16 protein-coding genes and 1 riboswitch are annotated in these 18356 nt (G+C 46.9%); of the genes, 10 read left to right on the top strand and 6 right to left on the bottom strand.

Annotated elements, in window-relative coordinates; all coding sequences use genetic code 11:
• Positions 1-1006, bottom strand: a 1006-nt coding sequence (locus B2899_RS11685; protein WP_286885972.1) for an aspartate aminotransferase family protein, incomplete at its 3' end; no start/stop codon positions are given.
• Between the two features lie 127 nt (positions 1007-1133).
• On the opposite strand from B2899_RS11685, the gene B2899_RS11680 reads away from it, so the two are divergent.
• Positions 1134-2645: a PucR family transcriptional regulator gene (locus B2899_RS11680; protein ID WP_286885970.1), complete on the top strand. Its 1512-nt coding sequence runs from the start codon at positions 1134-1136 to the stop codon at positions 2643-2645.
• 5 nt (positions 2646-2650) lie between these two features.
• Here the strand turns inward: B2899_RS11680 and ablB are convergent, their stop codons facing one another.
• Positions 2651-3517 carry a putative beta-lysine N-acetyltransferase gene (gene ablB / locus B2899_RS11675; protein ID WP_286885968.1) on the bottom strand — a complete coding sequence of 289 codons (867 nt, stop codon included), beginning with the start codon at positions 3515-3517 and terminating at the stop codon, positions 2651-2653.
• Positions 3518-3613: 96 nt separating this feature from the next.
• Between ablB and B2899_RS11670 the strand changes: the two genes are divergently transcribed.
• From B2899_RS11670 to B2899_RS11635, 8 genes are all read left to right on the top strand, one after another.
• Complete coding sequence (locus tag B2899_RS11670) at positions 3614-5044, top strand: sigma-54 interaction domain-containing protein (RefSeq protein WP_286885966.1); 1431 nt, start codon at positions 3614-3616, stop codon at positions 5042-5044.
• A 191-nt stretch (positions 5045-5235) separates the two neighbouring features.
• Complete coding sequence (gene ablA / locus B2899_RS11665; RefSeq protein WP_286885963.1) at positions 5236-6672, top strand: lysine 2,3-aminomutase; 1437 nt, start codon at positions 5236-5238, stop codon at positions 6670-6672.
• A gap of 19 nt (positions 6673-6691) precedes the next feature.
• On the top strand, positions 6692-6973 hold the full coding sequence (locus B2899_RS11660; RefSeq protein ID WP_286885960.1) for a YokU family protein: 282 nt from the start codon (positions 6692-6694) through the stop codon (positions 6971-6973).
• A 174-nt stretch (positions 6974-7147) separates the two neighbouring features.
• Complete coding sequence (spoVAC, locus tag B2899_RS11655) at positions 7148-7633, top strand: stage V sporulation protein AC (RefSeq protein ID WP_286885957.1); 486 nt, start codon at positions 7148-7150, stop codon at positions 7631-7633.
• Positions 7633-8634: a stage V sporulation protein AD gene (spoVAD, locus tag B2899_RS11650; RefSeq protein ID WP_286885954.1), complete on the top strand. Its 1002-nt coding sequence runs from the start codon at positions 7633-7635 to the stop codon at positions 8632-8634. The genes spoVAC and spoVAD overlap by 1 nt, the downstream gene beginning before the upstream one ends.
• A gap of 25 nt (positions 8635-8659) precedes the next feature.
• Positions 8660-9010, top strand: coding sequence for a stage V sporulation protein AE (gene spoVAE / locus B2899_RS11645; protein WP_286885951.1), 351 nt, complete (start codon positions 8660-8662; stop codon positions 9008-9010).
• 31 nt (positions 9011-9041) lie between these two features.
• Positions 9042-9248, top strand: a complete 207-nt coding sequence (locus B2899_RS11640) for a DUF1657 domain-containing protein (protein WP_146811393.1) — start codon at positions 9042-9044, stop codon at positions 9246-9248.
• A 62-nt stretch (positions 9249-9310) separates the two neighbouring features.
• Positions 9311-10165 (top strand): DUF421 domain-containing protein, encoded by an 855-nt coding sequence (locus tag B2899_RS11635; protein WP_286885948.1) that lies wholly within the window; start codon positions 9311-9313, stop codon positions 10163-10165.
• 44 nt (positions 10166-10209) lie between these two features.
• Here the strand turns inward: B2899_RS11635 and clpB are convergent, their stop codons facing one another.
• On the bottom strand, positions 10210-12840 hold the full coding sequence (clpB, locus tag B2899_RS11630) for an ATP-dependent chaperone ClpB (RefSeq protein ID WP_286885945.1): 2631 nt from the start codon (positions 12838-12840) through the stop codon (positions 10210-10212).
• 647 nt (positions 12841-13487) lie between these two features.
• Between clpB and B2899_RS11625 the strand changes: the two genes are divergently transcribed.
• Positions 13488-14237: a polysaccharide deacetylase family protein gene (locus B2899_RS11625; protein ID WP_146811390.1), complete on the top strand. Its 750-nt coding sequence runs from the start codon at positions 13488-13490 to the stop codon at positions 14235-14237.
• 388 nt (positions 14238-14625) lie between these two features.
• On the opposite strand, the gene B2899_RS11620 is transcribed toward B2899_RS11625, so the two are convergent.
• The 3 genes from B2899_RS11620 to B2899_RS11615 form a co-directional block, all read right to left on the bottom strand.
• On the bottom strand, positions 14626-15750 hold the full coding sequence (locus B2899_RS11620; protein WP_286885943.1) for an RNA-guided endonuclease InsQ/TnpB family protein: 1125 nt from the start codon (positions 15748-15750) through the stop codon (positions 14626-14628).
• A gap of 316 nt (positions 15751-16066) precedes the next feature.
• Positions 16067-16237, bottom strand: coding sequence for a transposase (locus B2899_RS18470; protein WP_146812510.1), 171 nt, complete (start codon positions 16235-16237; stop codon positions 16067-16069).
• 12 nt (positions 16238-16249) lie between these two features.
• Positions 16250-16338, bottom strand: a riboswitch (cyclic di-GMP riboswitch).
• A gap of 442 nt (positions 16339-16780) precedes the next feature.
• The gene (locus tag B2899_RS11615; RefSeq protein WP_286885941.1) at positions 16781-18088 is read right to left on the bottom strand and encodes a globin-coupled sensor protein; all 1308 of its coding nucleotides are present in this window, start codon (positions 18086-18088) and stop codon (positions 16781-16783) included.
• Positions 18089-18356: the final 268 nt, after the last annotated feature.

The raw sequence follows: 18356 nt of genomic DNA, 5'->3' as shown, positions 1-18356 counted from the left end.
CTCGCTCTTCCGCTCTGGCAATCAGCTGATTATCTTCGATATATTGCATAACCGAAAGCGAAACGGCGGCGGATTGCGGATTGGCGCTAAACGTGTGGCCGGACATAATCGACTTCGAACCTGCGGCGATGATATCGATAATGCGCCTGCTGGCAATGGCGGCCGCCATCGGCGTGTATCCGGCGCTCATCCCTTTGCCAAGCGCCATTAAATCCGGTACGACACCCCAATGATCAATTCCGAACGGTTTGCCGGTTCTTCCATTGCCTGTCATCACTTCATCGGCAATAAACAAAATGTTATAGCGCTCACAAATTTCTTTAATCCGCTGATAATAATACGGCGGTGGCGTAACCGCACCGCCGGAAGCACCGATAATCGGCTCCGCGATAAATGCGGCGATATGATCAGCGCCGATGCGGTGAATCGCTTGCTCCAACTGGTTGGCGCACAGCAAGCCGCAGCTTGGATATGTGCTGTTGAACGGACAGCGATAGCAATAGGGAGGCTCAATCGACGGAAACTCCTCCAGCAGCGGAATAAAGCGCTTTCTTCTTAGAATATGGCCGGACATAGAGAGTGCGCCCATGGTAATACCGTGGTAGCTCATCCAGCGTGAGAGAACTTTGTTTTTGGTCGTTCGACCCTGCTCCTGCCAATATTGAATCGCAATCTTCATTACGGTTTCGGTCGCTTCCGACCCGCTGTTGACAAAAAATACATAATCCAAATCCCCTGGCGTCCAGCTTGCCAGTTTGGCAGCCAGAGCTTCCGCCGCTTCGCTTGTAAATTGCGAACGGTACGTAAAGGATACTTTTTTCGCCTGTTCATTCATTGCATCAATAACCGGTTGTACACCGTGTCCAATATTGGCTGTTACGGCCCCCGAGCATCCATCCAGGTAAGCTTTTCCTTCGATGTCGTATAAATAAACTCCTCTACCATGAGAAACGGTGGGATATTCTTTATCTAACAGCGGTTTAATAACGTGGCTATGTCCTCTCATCGGACGCTCCCCCTCTGCATTTCTTCATATTTTCATCATAACAAGGCAATTCAAAGAAGAATATTCTCACTATTACATAAATTTGTAGTATATTTTTTATACATGATGTATAAAGAGAGGAATTAGCATGTCGATTACACTAAAAGAAGCGTTGGAATTGCCGGACATTCAACATATTAAGCTGGTCGGAGGCCGCGGCGGACTGCACAAAGTCATCAAGTGGGTCACCATCGTTGAAATTATCGAGGATACAACCAGACTTCAAGAAGGAGAATTTCTGATTACGACCGGGTACGGACTTGATACGGAGGCGAACCGGCATGACTTTATCAAGCGGCTGGCGTTACAACATTTGTCAGCCGTAGCGATTCACACCGGCTTTTATATGGAGCGGATTCCGGATGAATTCATCGCAGCGGCGGATGCGCATGACCTGCCGCTGATTGAAATCCCACACCATATGAACTTCTCTGAAGTAACCAAGGCGCTGCTTGGCCATATCGTGAATCGCCAACTGCAGATCATGCAGGATACGCAGCAAATCCACCGGGAACTGACCATGCTGGCATTAAACAATCAGGGATTGGCTCCGCTTGTGCATATGCTGGCCGCACGCCTGCAGGCGGAAGTGGACGTCTATGACACGCAGGCAACCCGTTTAGAGGGAAGCAGCATTCATTCCGAAACTTCGGTTTCATTTGAAGAAACCAAACATCGGCTTATTCATCCGATAGCGACCGACCAGGAGCAATACGGATTCCTGCATGTACAAAAACGAACACCGCTTACAGAAATGGATCGTCTCATCGTTGAACAGGCCGCAATGGTGTGCGCCATTGAGTTCCTGAAACGAAAAGCGGTTGAGGAAGCGCTGCTCCGGATGCAGGAAGATGTGCTTGATGAACTCCTTGAGACCGGCAGCCAGGATGAAACCTATCTTCGGAAGTTAGCGCATAGACTGGGCTCTAGACTGGAAGGAACTATGACCATCATGCAAATTGCCTCAGCCTCAGAAGACAGCCTCCGGGCATTCGCCCAATCCTGGGCTCAAAAGCAAAACATCCCTATACTGCTGCGTGAGAAACAGCGAACGATGACAATCCTGCTTCCTGTGCAACAGGAAAAAGACGCGATCAGAGCGGCCCAATCTCTGCAGCAGGAAGCGCAGTTGCGGCTTGCATCCAAACTGCTCCACATCGGCTTAAGCCGACCGTTCACAAGGCTTGCCACTACCGCTGCAGGTGCGCAGGAGGCACGGGAAGCTCTGCAAGTATCGATCATCACCGGAGAGCCTATCCTGTCTTACGATAAAATCGGAGCCTATGCCCCTCTTCTGCAAATGAAAAAAGCAGGGGTAGAGCTTACGGCTTTATACAGCCCGCTTCTCGACCCGCTGCTTGCATACGATCAAAAACACAATTCCAGCTTGTTGGATACGCTGGACTGTTATCTTCAGCATAATTCCAACATCAAAAACACGGCGGCCGCGCTGTTCATCCATAGGCATACGCTAAAATATCGGTTGGAACAGATCGCCGAAAAGACGCAGAAAGATTTGCAAAGTGCCCATGCGCTTACCGAATTCCATCTAGCACTTATGGCATACCGGCTCGACCATGCCGCATTGAAAGTTCTGTAGGCTTGCTAGCCGCGGGATAAATCCTTAACCCAAAGGCTCATGTCTTCAAATTTATCGAAGATATTGCAATTCTTGGTCATGCGCCCGGTATACTCATAACCCAGTTGATGAAACACCGCATTCATTCCAAATGATAACGAGCGCGCAAGCGAATAAGCGCAGTATATGCTGCGGCGGCGCAACTCGTGTTCAAGCGCCGTAATCAGATGACGCATCAGTCCGTGCTTGCGGTGTTCGGGATATGTGGCGCAGTCGGTCACCTCTGCGTTATTGTAAGCGGCGTTTACTTCAGCCGATGCGGCACTGACAATCCGGCCGCCTGCTTCCGTCACATAGAAAACGGTCCCTTCGAGGATGACCTTCTTGATGTAAGTCGCATCGTTCATCGGGGTCGGATACGTTTGAAAAACAGTCCCGTACAATTGAGCCAGCTGCTCGGCGTCCTCAATGGTGGCAAGGCGCATGGAATAACCCTGAGCAAACCGATTTTCCATGGATTTTAACGGAAGCTTGAACACCTGACGCAGAATTTCGTCTTCTTCCATCCAGTATGCGCTTGTGCGCCGCTCATCCGTGAAGTACATGGCCATACTGTATGCGTCGCTGCCATTAAAGTACTTTTTATACACGCCTTCAAGCATATAGCCAAGGTGTAAGAATGCCTGCCAATCTTCGGAACGTGATTTAATGAACACTTTTGTAAATGCATGTTTCTCCACAAGTTCTAAAATCCGCTCATGCATTGCCTGTACGTCGCCGCGATAATCATCCACGCGCAGGCGGGCATTAAAAGGATCAAGGCAGACATCCATAGTGAAATAGGTTCCCATTTCCGTACAGACTTGATAATAGCGTTCATTTTTTGTTGTCATAAACAGTCCTCCGCTCTTCTATGTTTTTCATAGTTAAAGAATGTTGCAAAAAATATGCCACTGTTTTCACGATTTTCACAGAAAAAGGTGATATGTATGTCTAAACTTGCGGCGATCTGGTCGGAAGAATTCGAATGGCTGCTCGGTATTATTAACGTAGGCATTCATCTTGTCGATAGAGAGGGAACAACCGTATTTTTCAATGAAACGATGGCGGAAATCGACGGATTGGACCGCAAAGACGTAATCGGCCAGAGTGTATTCGACCTATTTCCCTCACTGACCAATGAAAGCAGCACGCTCATCCGCGTTCTCAGCACAGGGGAAGAAATCGTAGATAAAGTACAGACCTACATGAATATGAAAGGCAAGCAAATTACGTCGATTAATAGCACGTATCCACTGCGCAAGGGCGGTGAAATCATCGGTGCAGTCGAGCTGGCGGAAGACATCACCCGCATCGTCCAGCTGAACGACCAGGTGTTGGATTTGCGTCAGCAGCTCTATAAGAAAACGAAAGAAAAGAAAAACACGCAGAACGATACACAGTATCATTTCAGTGACTTAATCGGTGAGAGTCCGTTATTCCAGCAAGCGCTGACACGCGCCAAACGTGCGGCCCGTACTCACTCTCCTGTGCTTATTTGCGGACCTACCGGCACTGGAAAAGAGTTGATAGCGCAAAGCATCCACAATGCCAGCATTCGCCGCGACAAACCGTTTATTGCGCAGAACTGCGCAGCCGTTCCGCGTGAGCTGATGGAAGGCTTACTATTCGGAACGACAAAAGGCGCGTTTACCGGCGCCATTGACCGCCCCGGCATTTTCGAACAGGCAAACGGCGGCACACTATTCCTTGACGAGATTAACAGTCTGGATATTATGCTGCAAGCCAAACTCCTGCGTGTGCTGCAGGAAGGCCGTGTCCGCAGGGTCGGCGGAGCCGTGGAACAGGAAGTTAACGTACGCATTCTTGCCGCCATGAATATCGGACCGCACGAGGCATTAAAAAATAATATTCTACGTTCAGATTTATTCTTTCGTCTCAATGTTGTTAATATTGAACTTCCGCCTCTCCGCCGGCGTAAAGAAGATATCGTATTGTTAACAAAACATTTTATCGAGAAGTTTAACCAAACTTTCGCAATGAAAGTGACAGGTGTTAGCAGAGAAGTCATGAATGTATTTTTGCGTTATCCATGGCCGGGAAACATCCGGGAGCTGCGCCATTCGCTCGAATCCGCCTTTAATATGCTCGAGGAAAACGAGGAAAAGATTGAACTAAGGCATCTGCCGCTGCAGTTTACTGATCCACCTGCAGAGCTTGGATTCTCCACACCCGCCCAATCCGTAGATTCTCCCCTGCCCTCTTATCCGCTGGATTTGCCCGCCTATATTGAAAGCATCGAGCGGGATATCATTGAAGGTGCGTTGAAGCTTCATCAAGGTAATGTCAGTAAAACCGCCGATGCACTCGGTGTCAAACGCCAGGCACTTCAGTATAAGTTGAAGAAATTCAATTTGTAGACAAATTTCTTGCAGCAAAAAATTTATGAATCGCAAGTTTTTTTGCACTTCTTTATAGCAAAAAGGGAGGAGAAAATTCTCCTCTTTTTTTGTAACTATGGTCAAATCAGTATTTTTAGAATATTTTACACTTTGGCATGCATCTTGCTGCAATAAATATGCGACGAGAACATACCAGGGAGGTACAGCACATGGGCTTGCTCGAAAAAGATTTAAATAAAGGAGTACAGGAACCCGCTCCGGGCGAAGGCTGGCATAAAGCACCTGCAAAAACACGCAACTACCGTGATATCGAACTATGGAAGGATGTGACGGAAGAGCAGTGGAACGACTGGCTCTGGCAGCTTACCCATACAATTAAAACCGTAGAAGATCTGAAAAAAGTGGTCAATCTAACGCCGGAAGAAGAAGAAGGCGTGCGCATCTCTACGCAGACCATTCCGCTGAATATCACACCGTACTACGCGTCGCTGATGAATCCGGACGATCCGCGCTGCCCGGTACGCATGCAGTCGGTTCCGGTTTCTGCGGAAATTATGAAAACGAAATACGACCTAGAAGACCCGCTGCATGAAGACGAAGACTCTCCGGTACCCGGCCTCACCCACCGCTATCCGGATCGCGTACTATTTCTTGTAACCAACCAATGCTCTATGTACTGCCGCTACTGTACGCGCCGCCGCTTCTCCGGCCAGGTTGGCATGGGCGTGCCGAAGAAGCAGTTGGATGCGGCCATCGATTACATCGCCAATGCACCGGAAGTACGCGATGTGCTTATCTCCGGAGGCGATGGTTTATTAATTAATGATACGGTACTTGAATACATCCTAAAAAATCTGCGCGCCATTCCGCATGTAGAAATCATTCGTATCGGTACACGCGCACCGGTCGTATTTCCACAGCGAATTACGGAAAACCTGTGCAACATTTTAAAGAAATATCATCCGGTATGGCTGAATACACACTTCAACACACCACTTGAAATTACGCCGGAATCAAAACGCGCATGTGAAATGCTCGCAAACGCCGGGGTTCCCGTCGGTAACCAGGCCGTCATTCTGGCTGGTATTAATGACAGCGTGCCGATTATGAAGAAACTTATGCACGAGCTTGTAAAAATTCGTGTTCGTCCATACTACATCTATCAATGCGACCTGTCCGAAGGCATCGGTCACTTCCGTGCACCGGTATCCAAAGGCCTGGAAATTATCGAAGGACTCCGCGGGCATACGTCCGGCTATGCTGTACCAACATTTGTGGTCGACGCTCCTGGCGGCGGCGGTAAGATTGCGCTCCAGCCGAACTACATGATTTCGCAAAGTCCGGATAAAGTCGTGCTGCGCAACTTCGAAGGAGTTATTACATCGTATCCGGAGCCGAAAAACTATGTACCGGGACGTGCCGACGCCTACTTCAACGAACAGTACGGTATGACAGAAGAAAAAGAATCCGTGGGCATCACGGCAATCATGCGCGACGAGAAATTTAACCTGGTGCCGGAAGGCTTGCGCCGCATGTACAAACGTAAGCAGTATGAACAAGCCGAAGAACACGCTTCCCTGAAGGATCGCCGTGACAAACGCGACGAGATGAAAGCGAAACTCGCCAAGGCGAAAGAAAATAAATAAGCAGCAAGAGGGAACACGGATGAAATGCATATGGTGTGAGACCGAAGAGGCGAAGGAGGGTACCCAGGACTGCTACTGGGTTACCTCGGACGGCAGAACTACCGTGCAAATTCTGGGCATCCCTTCGGTCGATTGTCCGAATTGTTACGATAAATTCATACCGGAAGACATCTCGCAAAAAATTGAAGACTCCCTTTACTTACATGACATCTCCTCTCTGGGCACAAGATTTACGTACAAACAGCTGCTGGAAGCCCCGCGCATTAACTTATTCAAAGAAGCAAAGAAGAGGAAGCAATGATACAAGCGAGAGCCGAGCACCACAGGAACTAAAACATATGGCAAAACGCGAGACGCGCACCCGCTCCCACCGTCTCGCGTTTTCTTTTTCTCATGATTTCCCCGTCCCACGCATGAAAATTCCGTTTCTCCCCAAAATAAAACGTAGTTGAATAAACTTACAGGAGGAGATTTCATGGGAAACAAAGCGAAAAACAAGAAACTCACCCCGACACAGATTGAGTATCAGTCATTCGCCCAAGCGCATGAACCCGCTCGACCAGTCGTCAAAAATGTGATACGCGCCTTTTTCGTTGGAGGTGCTATTTGTCTGTTCGGGCAATTCATTCAAAATTTTTTTATGACGTACTTTAACTTTACGGAAAAAACGGCCGGCAATCCGACCGTTGCCGTGCTTGTCATCATTTCCGTCCTGCTGACCGGATTCGGTGTCTATGACAAGATTGCCCAGTATGCCGGTGCCGGCACGGCGGTCCCCGTGACTGGATTCGCCAATTCCATCGCCTCAGCCGCAATGGAACACCGAAGCGAAGGTCTTGTACTGGGTGTAGGGGGCAAGATGTTCAAGCTGGCCGGCTCCGTCATTGTCTTCGGCGTATTCGCAGCATTTGTGATCGGACTTATTAAGTGGGCCTGGTCGGCGATCGGAGGAATGTCATAATGCTTCAGGGACACCAATCGTGGATATTTCAGAACAAACCTGTTATTCTCTCCTCGGCAGCCGTCGGCGGACCGTTCGAGGCCCAGGGAAACCTGGCTGATGACTTCGATCTGCTGTACGGCGATCTCTGGCTCGAGCAGGACAGCTTCGAAAAAGCGGAGAAAAAAATGCTGGAAGACGCCTGCGACACAGCCATCAAGAAAGCAGGCATCCAGAAAGAAAATATTAACTTCCTTCTGGCTGGCGATTTAATGAACCAGCTTATCTCAAGCAGCTTCTCGGCCCGGACGGTAGGCGTGCCATATCTCGGTATCTTCGGTGCCTGCTCCACTTCAATGGAAGGATTGGCGCTCGCCGCACAGCTCGTCGATAGCGGTGCAGCCAAGTATGCCCTTGCGGGGACATGCAGCCACAATGCCACAGCCGAAAAGCAATTCCGCTACCCGACGGAATACGGCTCGCAAAAACCTCCTACCGCCCAGTGGACGGTCACCGGTGCGGGTGCTGCGGTTGTGGCCGCTTCCGGCACGGGTCCGCGCATCGTCTCGGCTACCATCGGACGAGTGGTTGATATGGGCATTAGCGACCCGTTCAACATGGGGGCGGCCATGGCTCCGGCGGCAGTAGACACCATCGAAGCACATTTCCGTGACCTGCAGATTACCGCCGATCATTATGACATTATCGCTACCGGCGATTTAGGGAAGGTTGGACACGCTATCGCCCGCGATTTGTTTGAAAAACATAATATCAACGTTCCTGAGAGCAAGCTGACAGACTGCGGTTTATTGATTTATAGCGACAAACAGGACGTTCAGGCCGGTGGAAGCGGATGCGCCTGCTGCGCCACGGTCACGTACGGCCATCTTCTCAAGCGGCTGCGGGCCGGAGAATGGAAGCGCATGCTTGTGATAGCGACCGGCGCCCTTCTCTCTCCGCTCAGCTACCAGCAGAACGAGAGCATTCCTTGCGTAGCGCACGCAGTCGCCATCGAACAATAATCATGCGAATAAGGAGGTATATGCGATGATATTTTTCTGGGCTTTCGTAGTAGGCGGCATGATCTGTGTCATTGGACAGTTGCTGATGGATGTCGGAAAGCTGACACCTGCCCATACAATGTCTACCCTCGTGGTTGCTGGTGCCATTCTTGACGGATTTGGTTGGTATGAACCGCTCATTAAATTTGCCGGCGCAGGGGCGACCGTACCGATTACCAGTTTTGGCAACGCGCTTGTCCACGGTGCCATACAGGAGATGCAAACCGATGGTCTAGTGGGGATTATTACCGGAATTTTTGAGGTTACAAGCGCAGGGATTTCGGCCGCAATTATTTTCGGATTTTTAGGCGCTTTGGTGTTTAAACCAAGAGGATGAGCACATACTACTTGTTGTGGAGGTGAGAGTCATGACAGTATCAGCACAAGTAAAGCAGGCACTAGCAAGCTTGAAAAGCGCGCAGGCAAGCCTGGAAACTTTCGCGTTAAGCACGCAAAATCAACAGGCAAAGCAGCTTTTCACTCAGAACGCTCAGCAAACACAAGCCATTATCGATGCGCTGGAGCCACGTATCCAGCAGCTGGAACAAGAAGAGCCCCAATATAAAGGGTTCTAAGCATGAGACAGCAGGGTGAGTCAGCGGCTCACCCTCGTTACATTCTGACGAGGTGAAGGACGATGGACGTTATCCAAATCGCGCTGCGTGCTTTTTTCGCCCTTGTGACCCTATTTGTCATTACCCGGTTAAGCGGCAAGAAACAGTTGGCGCAGCTAACATTTTTCGAATACATAGTCGGCATTACTATCGGTGATATTGCCGCATTTATCGCAACGGACATTGAAAACAATCTGGTTCATGGCTACACAAGCTTGATTGTCTTTGCGGCCATTCCGTTTCTTATTGATTATCTTTCATTAAAAAGCAAATTTGTTCGCGACCTGTTTGAAGGCAAAGGCACTGTGCTCATTAAAAAAGGAAAGATTTTGGAAGACAACATGAAGAAGGAACACATTAGTACGGATGAGCTCCTTGAGCAGTTGCGCCTAAAAGGAGTATTCAAAGTGGCCGACGTAGAATTCGCCATGCTGGAGACAAGCGGCCATCTCAGCGTGATGGCGAAAAAACAAGCGCAGGCGGCCACAATAAAAGATCTGCAGCTAAACCTGCCTGAGGAACAAGAGCCGGAAACCGTCATCATGGATGGGAAGATTATGCTTGACCCGCTCCGTGCAAGCGGCCGGAACACCGACTGGCTGAATACCGAACTGGAGAAAGCGGGCGTGAAACTGGACAACGTGTTCATGGGTCAAGTCGATGCCTCGGGGCAATTGTATCTTGATCTGTACAACGACCAGCTCCAAATGCCCCAGCCAAGCCAAAATCAATTGCTTCTCGCTTCCTTGAAAAAATCCCAAGCCGATTTTGAAATGTTCGCTCTGGAAACCAAGAATCCGGAAACAAAAAAAGTCTATACCAAAGCAGCCGAAAAGCTGCAAAGCACCATTGATCAACTCAGCCCTTATCTCCGCTGACAAAAACCCTCGCCTTTCACACGAAAAGCGAGGGTATGCTCTTACTATGCCTGTGTATCGGAAGAATTTTTCCAGTCCAACGCCAGCTTCCCGTCTTTATAATCTACAGTCAGCATGGAGCCATCCATAACTTTACCACCGATCAGCGTTCTGGCGATGAGCGTTTCCAGATGACGCTGTAAAAATCTGCGAAGCGGGCGTGCACCATAGACCGGATCATAGCCTTCCCTGGCGATATACGCTTTTGCCTCATCGGTCAATTCAAGTCCAATATTGCGTTCGGACAGACGCTTTTTCAAATCGATAATCAGCAGCTCAACAATCTCGCCGATTTCGGCCGGGGTCAGCGGCTTAAACAGCACGATCTCATCTACCCTGTTTAAGAACTCAGGCCTGAAATTCATCTGCAATTCACTCATAACCTGATCGCGGACAGCGTCTTTAATCTCGCCATTCTCCGTAATTCCATCGAGCAGAAAGGCTGACCCGATATTGGACGTCATAATAATAACCGTGTTCTTAAAGTCGATCGTCCGTCCCTGCGAATCGGTAATCCGACCATCATCGAGCACCTGCAGCAGCACGTTGAACACATCGTGATGCGCTTTCTCGATTTCGTCAAACAAAATAACCGAATATGGTTTGCGCCGTACCGCTTCGGTAAGCTGGCCGCCCTCCTCGAATCCGACATAGCCAGGCGGCGCGCCGATCAGACGGGACACGCTATGCTTTTCCATGTATTCGCTCATATCAATGCGTACAATATTCTCTTCCGTATCAAACAGCGTCTCAGCCAGTGTCTTGGCGAGCTCCGTTTTCCCGACGCCGGTCGGACCAAGGAAGATGAATGAACCGATGGGACGTCTGGGGTCCTTGATTCCGGCGCGCGCCCGGATAATCGCATCCGCTACGCTGTTTACCGCCTCATCCTGACCGATGACCCGCTCGTGCAAAATTCGATCCAGCTTCAACAGCTTCTCCCGCTCTCCTTCCACCAATCGGGAAAGCGGAATACCGGTCCACCGCGAGATGATGCGAGTAATTTCATCTTCCGTTACCTCTTCGCGCAGCAAAGCCTCTTCACCTTTACGGGCCGATTGTTTCTCTTCTTCGATTTGCAGCTTCTTCTCCGCTTCCGGCAGTCTGCCGTATTTAAGCTCTGCCGCTTTGTTCAAGTCGTACTCCCGCTCTGCCCGGGCAATCGCCAGATGAATTTGCTCTATCTCTTCCCGAAGTTTCTGGATGTTCTGCAGCGCCTGCTTCTCTCCCTCCCACTGCGCCTTCATCGTCGCAAAGCGTTCACGGCGCTCGGCCAGCTCTTTCTGCAGCTGCTCGAGACGCTCGCGGCTCGCGGGGTCTGTCTCTTTCTTCAATGCCGCTTCTTCGATTTCAAGCTGCATGACGCGACGAGCTACCTCGTCAAGCTCTGCCGGCATCGAGTCAATCTCCGTACGAATCATCGCACACGCCTCGTCCACCAAATCAATGGCTTTGTCCGGCAGAAAACGGTCCGTAATGTAACGATGCGAGAGCACCGCCGCCGTGACAAGCGCATTGTCGTGGATTTTTACGCCGTGGAACACTTCGAAGCGCTCACGCAGGCCGCGCAGAATAGAAATCGTATCTTCCACCGTCGGTTCATCGGCCATAACCGTCTGGAACCGGCGCTCAAGCGCTGCGTCTTTCTCAATATATTTGCGGTATTCATCCAGCGTCGTAGCACCAATGCAATGCAGCTCACCGCGCGCCAGCATGGGCTTGAGCAGATTGCCCGCATCCATTGCGCCCTCTGTCCTGCCAGCGCCGACAATCGTATGAATCTCATCAATGAACAGCAGGATTCTCCCTTCACTGCGCTTAATCTCCTGCAGGACCGCTTTCAGACGTTCTTCGAATTCACCGCGGTATTTGGCTCCTGCGATTAACGCTCCCATATCGAGCGCAAAAATGCGCTTATCACGCAGGCCTTCCGGTACATCCCCTCGTACAATCCGGTGAGCTAATCCTTCAACAATTGCCGTTTTTCCGACGCCCGGCTCACCAATAAGCACCGGATTGTTTTTCGTTTTGCGGGACAATATACGGATAACGTGGCGAATCTCCGCATCGCGGCCAATGACCGGGTCCAGCTTGTTGCTGCGTGCTTCTTCCACAAGATCGTGGCCGTATTTCTCCAGTGCTTCATAGGTCACTTCCGGTGTGGCACTTGTTACGCGCTGATTGCCCCGCACCTCATTTACCGCCGCAAGGAACGCCTTTCGGGTAATGCCATAGCTTGCAAATAGATTGCGCAGCGTTGTTGTTTTCTGTACTTCTTCCAGAATTCCCAGGAAAAGATGTTCGATAGAGATATATTCATCCTGCATCGCTTTCGCTTCGTCTTCGGCTTTCAGCAAAATATTGTTTACGCCGGAGCTGATATAGATTTTGCCCGCTTCCCGGCCCGGACCGGATACGCGCGGTTTTTGCTCCAGTCTTTTTTCGATCTCCCGGGTAAGATTTTCGGGAGATATGTTCATTTTATGCAGCAGGCGCGGCAGCAATCCTTCGTGCTGCGTCAGCAATGCCAGCAGCAGGTGTTCCGTCTCCACTTCCGGATTGCCATACCGGAGCGCTTTCGTCTCCGCCTGCTGAATCGCCTCCAGCGATTTTTGTGTAAAACGATTCATATCCATATCACTTGCGCCTCCTTCTTCGCTTATCATTTCCACAACATGGGATGTACAACACCCTTATTATAACCTTTCCTTCTGGGGGAAAAATACAGGGACTCTAGTTTTATGAAAAGCGGGGAATGGAGGAAAGTCATCGCATTACGATCCAGCGGTCTCCTTCTAACTTGGCAGGCGAGTTAATGTAAATTATTCCATAAATCATACTTTACTTATATGGATTTATGTATTATTATAAGTACTAACAACCATCACCCAACCTTCTTAAGACTCTCCACTCGTTTAGCACCTTTTATAAGGTGCTCTTTTTACTTTACACTTCTTCCTATTCCATTTCTTCTGCTCCCATCACAGCATGGCAGATGGGCAAAAAAGCCGCCTGCTGACGACTTGTGCTGTTTTATATGTTTTCCTTTCATTAAACAGAGTTACATATTAGAAAATGACGAACGATTCTTGTTTAATCGCTTCCTTTATCAGGGTAAAATAATGAAGGAATCCTCGTAGCTATCTCCTATTTTATCCTTTCAAAAATACAACATCATCTTTAGGAGACGTTGTCTGTCTTCAATTGAAAAATGTATTAAGGAATAAAAAACAAAGGGAAAAGCATACTAAGCATACAATTTTTTTGAAAATGAGGGTAGACAATGAGAAAAATAACTTGTATTGTTCTATTCTTTTTCCTTGCATGGGGAGTAGGCTGTGTGATAATGAAGAAACCGTCATGTAATCCTTTGTTCGCATTTGCCAAACAGGTACCTGTTTCTCTTTCAAGTTTGCAGTCATATCCTGGCAATATGGTCTTTTCCGGTTCACGGGCAAAACGTCAAATAGCCCTTACGTTCGATGACGGTCCGGATTTGTTGTTTACCCCGCAAATCCTCAATGTATTGAAAGCACATCATGTCCATGCCACTTTCTTTCTAATGGCTGAAAGAGCACAAAAATATCCTCAAATCGTACGTCGCATTAAAAATGAAGGACATGCAGTTGGCGGGCATACCTATTCCCATCTCAATCTTTTAAAAGCGAAAAGCGATCGGTTTGAATGGGAAATGAAAAAAAGTGAAGAAGTCCTTCGACCTCTCCTTGGTTATAATCCACGGCTATTCCGGCCACCCTATGGAGCAGCGACAAAGCAGCAACTCAAGTGGTTACATAAACATGGTTATACTGTAGTCCATTGGGATGTTGATTCTTTGGACTGGAAGCAGTTATCTGCCAAACAAATTACGCAGAATATTTTACGACAAGCAAAGCCCGGTTCAATCATTTTACTCCACAGTGCCAGCGGCAAAGGTGGCGATTTAACAGGCACGGTTCAGGCGCTTCCTGGTGTTATTAAGGCATTGAAAGCTGCTCACCTAGAGTTTGTAACAGTTCCAGAAATATTATAGCTCCGTTCCGTTATAAATACCTGTATATGGTTTATATATTTTTCCACTATGTAACCACTCACAACCGAATAGAGGGTTGTAATTTTCCTATCTCACCTCATCTTACCTCTTCTAAAACACTATATATTCCTATATATTGAAATATAGTATGATATTACAAATACAAAAGAGCTACTAGTATTATTTTCACCGATGAACCTCTCCCACCTACGCTAACACTTAGAGGTGGGAGTTTCTTACCAGCCGTATCGTTGATGCTTCTGCGCATAAGAGGGTTTGCCTCCCATACTCGATTACATACCGGAGTCATCTCGACACGTAAGTAAGCAACTTCTGTACCCTTTGATAGATACAGAAGGGTCGGAACAAACCTTCTACTACTTCTCGCTTACGCGATACGTAGATACTTCAGTTTCGTTGGTATATCGAAAGGAAGCATCTCACCATATATGGCTCTACTTAAAATGTTTCGTGCGCCATGAACATCCCGATGTTCACGATATCCGCATGAACACACATAATTTCTGGAAGACACTCTTTGTTTCCTCCTGCAGACAGGGCATGTCTGACTTGTATACGACTCATCCACCTCGTGCATCTTGATTCCGTCTTGTGCCAATTTATATTTGAGATAGTCTTTCACTTTTCCAAATGACCAGTTGGACAATTTCTGAGCCTGCTTTCGGTTTGTTTTCTTTTTCTTGCGGGTATTTCGTTGAACCCCTTCAGGATTTCCCACATACACATCTGAAATCGACTGCTTCACACACCACTTCACAAAGTTCCGTGTCGCCTTGTGCAGCGCATCTTGCAGTTGTTTCTCTGATTTGGAAAGAATATACTGTTTGGCTCGTTGGTATTTTTTCCATTGGCGGGATCCTTTTTTACATTTCGATTGCAGACGTTGGATTTCTGCCAATTTCTTATTCCGCAAACGGTGAAGAGAACGTATTTTTCGACCTGTAACGATCAAGGCCTGTCCATTTTCACAAAAAGCGGAAAGGGTATGGATTTCTCCCATATCAACACCGACGGAATGGCTGGATTGATAGGGCTTGTTTTCTTGCCCATCTTCAAAAGAAACCGCAAGATACAATCCATTGTCGTAACACAGTTCGATTTCCTTGATATTCTCTTGTGGCAGGTTGGACGCATGAACCACAATCGGTTTTTTCCTTTTTCCGTTGTGAACGCCCATGGATAGTTCAATTTTTCCATTTGGGTAAATCTTGAACCCGTCTTTTGCCCATTTGGTGTTGTAATGTTTCTTTTTCTTGTAGGGATAGCGTATAGTTGTCTTTCCTTTTTTGATTGCCTGATGGGAGGAGTCTCTGGCGAAAAGATATTTGTGGCAAACCGCCTGAATGGATTGGCTATGTAGGTGGAATTTCCCTTTTGTTTGTTTCTGAAGCTCGGATTTCGAAATCCATTTTTTATGTTCAAGATGATACTCTTTTGCCAGCCGTAAGCATTCATTCCAAACAAGAGCCGATTCCCGGTTGCAGGCAAACAACCGATCTATATCCGTTTTGGATGCCCGGAAATAGACTTTCTTCGCACGAATCATACGCATCACCTTCTTTCATATGACCCTGATTAGATTAGACTAAGAAAAGTATATCAGGGGATCAAATGTTCTGCAAGAAACAACGTTAGGCTACGCCTAACCGACATTCATCTCCCACTTTCATTGGTGCTAAAAGCACCTTCACATGTAGAAGTGGGAGACTTCTTTCGGAATTATGTTAAAACAACTGGAAAAATAGGAACGTTATATACCGGATTTCATATTAAAAAGCCCGGCCTTGTGCCGGGTCTCTTTCTGTTCTTTAATTTCTATTAACGTTCAAATTGTATTTTCCTTGTTTATACTCACTAATCCATCGATAAATAGTGATACTGCTTAGTTTATGTTTTCTGGCTACATGACTAGGCTTCTCCGCTTCTAGAACTTGTTTTACTACTTTGCGCTTAAACTCAACTGAATACTTCCTTCTCATTCCTATTCTCCTTTCGGTAACCCGGCCGCCATAGCATTTTCTAACACTTTAGGCCCGTGGCTTTGCGTCCTCATCTTTCAATGAGTTTGCCTTTTCGACAAAGATTAGGGTATCAAAAAATACTGAATAAAAAAATACATAGTCACTAAATTTACATTATTTTTACATTCCAAGAGAATATATCTTGATAGCACAGTTTTTATTCAATAGATGCTAAGTTAAGGCGAAAATAAGTTTACGGAGAAATCCCTTGTTGCCAGTCCGCGCATGTCTCGCTTACTTTGTAAGTGAAGGAAATATGACTGGGGACTGGGAACAGCATGCCGTATCGTATGATGTTGTCTTACGATACGAGGACGAGGAAAAAGAAGACTTGAGCCGTATGAGTTGAAAGACTCACGCATGATTCTGAGGAGAGAAAGGGACAGCGATGCCCCCGACTTACCTGACTATTTCTAACGTTAACTTTATAAAGATATGTTTACCCCATGTCTATTTTACTTTATTTCTTTGTGTTTAAAAATTCCCGCATTTTAGTTGTAACTACATTTGTTTTACAATTTCATTTAGATTATTAGTAGATGTAGCAATTGTGCTAACACCATCTGTAATTTCTTTGATGACAGTCACAAGCGACTGCAACTCGTTGTCAATTTGAATACTTCCTTTTTTGATTTGTCCCATGGACTTAATCACCTGATCAAAGAATTGATCTAGCTGGTTGATCCCCTCCACTCCATTGGATACCAAAATATTAGCCTGGGCTACGGATTGGTTGACTCCTGCGATTCCCTTGTTCGTTTCAGAAATGAGTGTACTTACATTATCTAAACTGCTTTTCGTTTGTTCTGCAAGTTTTCTGACTTCATCGGCAACAACAGCAAATCCTCTTCCATATTCTCCAGCCCGTGCTGCTTCAATGGCGGCATTCAGAGCTAAAAGATTGGTTTGATCAGCAATGGAAGAAACGATTCCAGTAACATCTTGAATTTTTGCAGATGTTACTTTGAGCGTTTCAATCTGTTCATTGACTTCATTCATACATATTTCAATCTTTTTCATTGCTTCCATCTGCTCATTCAGACGTTGTTGCGCATCTAAGGATTGTTGCTCCGTTTCTTGTGCAGACATAGAGCCAGCCTGTGCAAAGGATACTACTTGCACGGATTGTGCTGAAACCTGTTGCAAGAAAGCCCTTGCCTGTTCCGCAATGGCAGCAAGCTCCTCTGCTGTCTCACGTACTTCCTTCTGAACTTCCCCTTTTGCCTTTTGGGCTTCTTGCTTGACTCGTTCATTTTCCTTGTCATAGGCCTCCAACACGATAACCTGTTCCAAGGACAGAATCTTACTTACGGCGTTGGAGAACACTGCATATTCTTCTTTACTCGTCGTGTTTGCAAGAACAATCTCATTTAAGCTGTTGGTCAAGTCCGCAAATGCAAGCATATACCACTTCGGTTGCAGTCCAATCCGCACATGTACATGTGCGATAATATGTCGCTGTTTTACAAAGTCTTCGTCAATCTTTCCAGAAAAAAGATTCACTAGATGCTGACTAAGCGTCTTCTCTAGACGTTCGATTGTACTGTTCTCTTGAATGATTTTCATTAAGCTGGATTCAAAGGCTAGATTAGAATAAAAATTTCGGACAATCTTATCAATATTTTCTTTCACATATGGTTGCAATAGTTGAATTGCGGATAAATCATATATTGTTAGCTTAGTCATTTGCAGTATTGTTGCAACATCGCTATTAGGCTTTACGGTAATTGCAACATTTTTTTCATTTCGTTTAATTTGGTCAATAAGATTTTTAAGATCGTTTGTACTCTTTTTAAATAACTGTAACAATGATAGCCCCCCTTTTAACAGCATCCTTTCATAAAATGGTTGATCAGAATAGGATTTATTACATACACACATATATATCGGGATTTTTTTCCTTATCTGAACAATTTATTGACAAATTCTACGACTTAAATGTTTTAAATAGTGAAAATACTAATAATGTAATCATATGTCATCTAACTCAAAAATAAAGCCTGCCGCCCAGAGCAGGGTAGCAGGGTCATTTTTGTTCGAGTTCCTTCATAATACGTTCGCCTTTTTCCCCATTGAA

Source organism: Aneurinibacillus sp. UBA3580 (assembly GCF_002375825.1).
Taxonomy (GTDB): Bacteria; Bacillota; Bacilli; order Aneurinibacillales; family Aneurinibacillaceae; genus Aneurinibacillus; species Aneurinibacillus danicus.
This window is presented reverse-complemented; position numbering and strand designations above follow the sequence as displayed.